Raw genomic sequence first — 5,886 nt, 5'->3', positions numbered from 1 at the left:
CGCTGCGGACCGGGCCCTCGGTGACCGGGCCGCGATCGCGTGGCCCCGTGCACGCATAGGCGGCCCCGCCGCGCGAATAACCGCCGCCGCCACCGCCGCCCCAGGGCGAGCAGCCGCCGGAGCAGCCGCCCGAACCCGACCAGAGCGAGCCGGAGCCCGAGGACGACACTGATCCCGAGCAGCCCGACCAGGAGGACGACACCCCCGAGGACCAGGCGCCCCCCTCGGTGCCGGAGGAGTTCATGCTCGATCCCGAGGCCGTGGCGATCGATCCCGAGCTGCTGCTCTTCGGTGCCGCCAAGGCCCGCTCCGGCGGCAGCGGCAGCCGGGCCGTGGTGTTCAGCGACTCCCGCGGCCGCTACGTGAAGCCGATGCTGCCCCGCGGTCCGGTGAAGCGCATCGCCGTGGATGCCACCCTGCGGGCCGCGGCCCCCTATCAGAAGAGCCGCCGGGAGCGCCAGCCCCACCGCAAGGTGGTGGTGGAGGACGGCGACCTGCGGGCCAAGCAGCTGCAGCGCAAGGCTGGTGCCCTGGTGATCTTCCTGGTGGATGCCAGCGGCTCGATGGCCCTCAACCGCATGCAGAGCGCCAAGGGCGCCGTGATCCGGCTGCTCACGGAGGCCTACGAAAACCGCGATGAAGTGGCCCTGATCCCCTTCCGCGGCGAGCAGGCCGAGGTGCTGCTGCCGCCCACCCGCTCGATCACCGCTGCCCGCCGCCGGCTCGAAGCGATGGCCTGCGGCGGCGGCTCACCCCTGGCCCACGGCCTCTCCCAGGCGGCCCGGGTGGGGGCCAACGCCCTGGCCACGGGCGACCTGGGCCAGGTGGTGGTGGTGGCGATCACCGATGGACGCGGCAACGTGCCCCTGGGCCGCTCCCTGGGGCAACCGGAGCTGGAGGGGGAGGAGCCGGTGGACCTCAAGGAGGAGGTGAAGCAGGTGGCCAGCCGCTACCGCGCCCTCGGCCTCAAGCTGCTGGTGATCGACACCGAGCGCAAGTTCATCGGCAGCGGTATGGGCAAGGAGCTGGCCGAGGCTGCCGGCGGCAAATACGTGCAGCTGCCCAAGGCCAGCGATCAGACCATCGCCGCCATCGCCATGGAGGCGATCAACGCGGTGTAGGCATCGGGAAGGCCTCGGGAGCCTGGCCGGGCGCGATCGAGCGCCGCGGAGTGGCTTGGCCGTTCCGCGCTTTGTCGCCGCCGCTGGCCGCATCCGCTGCAGGTTCCCGGGCGGCCCCCGTCTGGGCGGGGTAGAGCTCCTCAAAGAACTTGCCCAGGCCCACGGTCACATTGCGCAGCCCATCCATAAAGCGGGGATCGGAGGTGAGCTGGTTCACATCCCCGCCCACGGCGTCCCAGCGGGCCGTGAGCTGTTCAGCGTTGCTCACCGTCCGCTGCAGTTCGGCCACGGTCTTGGGATTGTCCAGGGCGGCAATCAGCCGTCGCAGGTGGGCTGAGCTGGCATTGAGGTTGGCGATGGTGGGCTGGGCATCCTGCACCGATCGATCCAGGCTGTTCACCAGCGATTCGCCCTGTCCCACCAGCACCTGGCCATCCTTCAGGAAGGCGGTGGCCTGCTTGGAGGTCTGATCCACGCTGATGGCCACCCCGGCCAGTTTCTGGATCAGCTGCTCCCGGTCGCCCTGCTCCAGCAGTTGCTGCATCAGGTTGGTCACGGTCGACAGGCTGGCAGCCTCACTGCCTTTGATCGAGGAGCCGTCGCAGAGCATCTGCTCGCGAGGACAGTCGGGCGCTCGGGGCGGTGGCGCCGAGGCGTTCGGGGCTGGTCCGGTGCTGATCAGGGCCACCTGGGCCTCGCCGCCCAGCAGCGATCCCTGCACCACCTCAGCCCTGACCGGCAGGGAGAGTCTCAGGCTGGGATCGGTGATCTCCAGGTCAGCCTCCACCGCCCCCGGGGTGACGCGCACGGAGCGCACGCTGCCCACCATCACCCCTCGGTACACCACCGGGGAGCGTGCGGCCAGCCCCGAGGCCTGCTGGAAGCTGGCGTTCAGCGTCCAGAACTGGCGGGTGAGGGAGAGGCCCCGCAGCCAGAACGAGAAGCCCACCGCCGAAACGATCGCTCCCACCAGGGAGAATCCCACGATCGCCTCACGCACAGAGCGGCGCATTGCTCAGGCCTCTGCAGGCTGGATGGGCCCGCGCAGGCTACCGCTCCTGAACTGCATCACATAGGGATTGTCGGTATGGCGGTAGGCCTCCAGATCGCCGGCCCAGCGAAAAATGCCGTCGTAGAGCATCACGATCTGGCCGCCGGTGCGCTCGATCGTGCTGTGCACATGGCTCACCACCACGGAGCTGGCCTGGGCCACGGCGGTGGTGCGCACGATCAGATCCTCGATGCGGGTGCAGGCCACCGGATCCAGCCCGGCCGTGGGTTCATCGAACAGCAGCAGGGGCATCTGGGGCGAGTCCAGCAGCTGGGGGGCCGGAATCAGGGCGCGGGCAAAGCTCACCCGCTTCTGCATACCGCCGCTCAGTTCCCCCGGCAGCCGCTCCTCGATCCCACTCAGGCCCACGGCCTCCAGGGCTTCCGCCACCCGCTGGCGGATCTCGCCCTCCTTGAGCCGGCCGTAGCGATAGAGCAGGAAGCCCACGTTCTCGCGCACCGTGAGGGAGCCCAGCAGGGCCGGGTTCTGGAACACCAGCCGCACGTCGGGCGGGTTCTCCTGATCGATGCGCAGGTAGGTCTGGGGCTCGCCGTGCAGCAGCAGGCTGCCACTGCTCGGCAGCAGCAGGCCGGCGAGCAGCCGCAGGATCGTCGACTTGCCCGCCCCTGAGGGCCCCACCACCACCAGCTGCTCGCCGGGTTGCAGGCTGAGATTCACGCCATCCAGCACGGTGGTGCTGCCCCAGCGCATGCTGAGGTTGCGGAGTTCGGCCAGGGGTGGGGCTGGGGAGTCCAGCGGTGGCAGCGCAATCACCTCTCATCTTCGCGCCTGCAGCCCGATCTACACTGGATTGGCTCCTTGAGCACAGTCCCACGCCCTCGTCTTCCCCTGCGCCGGCTTCCAGGCCGCGGCGGCCCCGCCGGCTCAGACCACGGGCGAGCTGGGTTGGCCGGGGGGAGCTGCGCCAGCGCGATCTGGTCAGCCGTTCGCGGCGCGCGGTGCGCTGGCTGCAGCCCGGCCTGGTGGTGAAACGCTGGGTGCTCACCTCGGGCCTGGGCCTGTTGATCGCCCTGTTGGGGGCCGCCGTGTGGGCCGATCTGCAGCCCATCTACTGGACCATCGCCGGCATCCAGTGGCTGCTCAAGAACCTCACCACCGTGCTGCCGAGGGGGATCACCGGGCCGTTGGTCCTGGCGATCGGCGCCGCCATGATCTGGCTGGGACAGAGCCGCAGCTTCGGCGCCATCCAGCAGGCCCTCGCCCCGGATCGGGGCACCCATCTGGTGGATGCCCTCGCTGCCCAGGGCCGCCTCAACCGCGGTCCCAGCATCGTGGCCGTGGGCGGCGGCACCGGCCTCTCCACCCTGCTCAGTGGCCTGAAGCGCTACAGCAGCAACCTCACCGCCATCGTCACCGTGGCCGATGACGGCGGCAGCAGCGGCGTGCTGCGCCGCGAACTGGGGGTGCAGCCCCCGGGTGACATCCGCAACTGCCTGGCCGCCCTGGCCCGGGAGGAGCCCCTGCTCACCAGACTCTTCCAGTACCGCTTCCAGTCGGGTGTGGGGCTGGAGGGGCACAGCTTCGGCAACCTCTTTCTCTCGGCCCTCACGGCGATCACCGGCAGCCTCGAGTCGGCGATCACCGCCAGCAGCCGGGTGCTGGCGGTGCAGGGCCAGGTGGTGCCCGCCACCAATGCCGACGTGCGCCTCTGGGCAGAGCTGGAGAGCGGTGAGCGGATCGAGGGCGAATCGGCGATCGGCCATGCCCACAGCCCGATCGTGCGGCTGGGCTGCTCACCCGAGCGCCCGCCGGCCCTGCCCCGGGCGATCGAGGCCATCGCCCACGCCGACCTGATCGTGCTCGGCCCTGGCAGTCTCTACACCTCGCTGCTGCCCAACCTGCTGGTGCCGGAGCTGGTGGCGGCGATCGCCCGCAGCAAGGCGCCCCGCCTCTACATCTGCAACCTGATGACCCAGCCCGGCGAGACCGACCACCTCGATGTCGAGGGGCACCTGCGCGCGATCGAGGCCCAGCTCGGCAGCCTCGGTGTCGAGCAACGGCTGTTCAATGCCGTGCTGGCCCAGGAGAACCTGGCCGACACGCCGCTGCTGGATCGCTACCGCCAGAAAGGGGCCGAACCGGTCCGCTGCGAAGCCCGCAAGCTGCAGCGCCAGGGCTATCAGGTGATGCAGGCAGCCCTGCAGGGGGCTCGGCCCACCGCCACGCTGCGCCACGACCCCCGCAGCCTGGCCCTGGCGGTGATGCGGTTCTATCGCAGCTACCGCAGCAACAACCTGCGGCGGGCGAGGGCCCAGCGCCAGGATCCCTGAGCCAGCCAGGTAGCCTCCGGCCATGGCGGCTTCTGACCACCACTTTCTGCACCTGCCCGGCCACCACCTGCTCTATGGGCGCGTGCCCAAGGCGGCCAACAGCAGCGTCAAGGCGGCCCTCACCCGACTGATCCGACCGGAGCTGCAGCGCAACCGCCATGGCCTGGGCCAGCGGTTGCTGCGGGCGCTGCAGCCCCATCGCTCCTGGCAATCCCTCTCCTCCCAGGTGGACCAGTTCTGGGATCTGCTGCCGAGCAGCATCGCCCGCCCCGTGGACCGCGCCACCGCCAGACAGCTGCGGGCGCACTGCTTCAGCTTCGCGGTGGTGCGCAACCCCTTTGATCGCCTGCTCTCGGCCTACAACAACAAGGTGATCGAAAACCCCAGCTGCACGGCCCGGCTGCGGGCCATCGGCGTGGAGCGGGGCATGGCGCTGCCCCAGTTCATCGAGCGCCTCTGCGCAGCGGATTCGGCGGCTCTCGATGTGCACGTGCTGCCCCAGGCGGAGATCCTCTGCCTGGACGCGGAGCCCCTGCCCACCTGGGTGGCCTATGCCGAGAGCCTGGAGCTGCATTGGCCCTTCCTGGTGCAGCGGGCCCGCCGCGCCGGCGTGCCGGGCCTGATGCGTCAGCTGCCGGACAAGAACAGCCGCCGCCAGGGCCAGAGCACCGATCTCGAGCAACTGCTGGCCCAACCGCAGCTGGTGCAGCTGCTGCGCCAGCGCTACGCCGACGACTTCAGCTTCTTCTACCCCTGGCTGCTGGAGGGGAACCTGACAGTGGCGCAGGTGCGGCAGGGAGGCCCACGCCGGCCGCGCCACTTCGTGCCGGCTCAGTAGGCGTCCTGCATCTCGTAGAAGTCAGGCTGCACGTAGTCCTTGCGCAGCGGCCAGCCCTTCCAGTCCTCCGGCATCAGCAGCCGTTTGGGATGGGGATGGCCTTCGAACTGGATGCCGTACATGTCGAAGGTCTCGCGCTCCTGCCAGTCGGCGCCGCGGAACAGGCCGTAGAGGCTGGGGATGGTGAGGGCGCCGTCGCGAGCCAGGAACACCTTGAGGCGCACCTCCTGGGGCCGCACCTCGGCGGGCAGCTTGGCCAGGCCGGCGCTGCTGTCAGCGAGGACACCCAGCTTCACCAGGTGGTAGAAGCTCACCAGACGGCCGCCTGGCCCCTCGTCGTAGCCGCCCTGGCACTGCAGGTAGTCGAAGCCGTCGGCCTTGAGGGCGGTGGCCAGAAGTGGCAGGAAGGCCGGCTCCACGCCGAGCACTTCCACGCCGAGGTGATCCGGGGGCAGCACCTCGTGGTCAAAGCCCTGGCTCTGCAGCCACCGGCTCACTGGCCCGGGCTCCACGGAGGCGAGCGCTTCTGGGCTGGGGGCGGACTCAGGCATCGCTTGACTCGGCGGTGGGGCGGGGGCTCTCAGC

5 protein-coding genes and 1 pseudogene are annotated in these 5,886 nt (G+C 70.3%); 3 read left to right on the top strand and 3 right to left on the bottom strand.

What is annotated here, in order from left to right; all coding sequences use genetic code 11:
- Positions 1 to 80 precede the first annotated feature (80 nt).
- Positions 81 to 1,121, top strand: a pseudogene (locus IQ216_RS11065) (VWA domain-containing protein); the annotation flags it as partial.
- Here the strand turns inward: IQ216_RS11065 and IQ216_RS11060 are convergent.
- Both IQ216_RS11060 and IQ216_RS11055 read right to left on the bottom strand, forming a co-directional pair.
- On the bottom strand, positions 1,108 to 2,133 hold the full coding sequence (locus IQ216_RS11060) for an MlaD family protein (RefSeq protein ID WP_193815507.1): 1,026 nt from the start codon (positions 2,131 to 2,133) through the stop codon (positions 1,108 to 1,110). The pseudogene IQ216_RS11065 and the gene IQ216_RS11060 overlap by 14 nt on opposite strands.
- 3 nt (positions 2,134 to 2,136) lie before the next feature.
- Positions 2,137 to 2,883: an ABC transporter ATP-binding protein gene (locus tag IQ216_RS11055; protein ID WP_193815509.1), complete on the bottom strand. Its 747-nt coding sequence runs from the start codon at positions 2,881 to 2,883 to the stop codon at positions 2,137 to 2,139.
- 209 nt (positions 2,884 to 3,092) lie between these two features.
- Here IQ216_RS11055 and yvcK point away from each other — a divergent pair, with 209 nt between their 5' ends.
- Together yvcK and IQ216_RS11045 are read left to right on the top strand one after the other, a co-directional pair.
- Positions 3,093 to 4,463, top strand: a complete 1,371-nt coding sequence (yvcK, locus tag IQ216_RS11050) for a gluconeogenesis factor YvcK family protein (protein ID WP_193815508.1) — start codon at positions 3,093 to 3,095, stop codon at positions 4,461 to 4,463.
- Positions 4,464 to 4,485: 22 nt separating this feature from the next.
- Positions 4,486 to 5,301 carry a sulfotransferase family protein gene (locus IQ216_RS11045; RefSeq protein WP_193815506.1) on the top strand — a complete coding sequence of 272 codons (816 nt, stop codon included), beginning with the start codon at positions 4,486 to 4,488 and terminating at the stop codon, positions 5,299 to 5,301.
- Here the strand turns inward: IQ216_RS11045 and IQ216_RS11040 are convergent.
- On the bottom strand, positions 5,295 to 5,852 hold the full coding sequence (locus tag IQ216_RS11040; RefSeq protein WP_193815505.1) for an NAD(P)H-quinone oxidoreductase subunit J: 558 nt from the start codon (positions 5,850 to 5,852) through the stop codon (positions 5,295 to 5,297). The two genes, IQ216_RS11045 and IQ216_RS11040, sit on opposite strands and share 7 nt — an antisense overlap.
- Positions 5,853 to 5,886 lie beyond the last annotated feature (34 nt).

Origin of the sequence: Cyanobium sp. LEGE 06143 (assembly GCF_015207535.1) — a bacterium.
In the GTDB taxonomy this organism is placed as follows: Bacteria; Cyanobacteriota; Cyanobacteriia; order PCC-6307; family Cyanobiaceae; genus NIES-981.
This window is presented reverse-complemented; position numbering and strand designations above follow the sequence as displayed.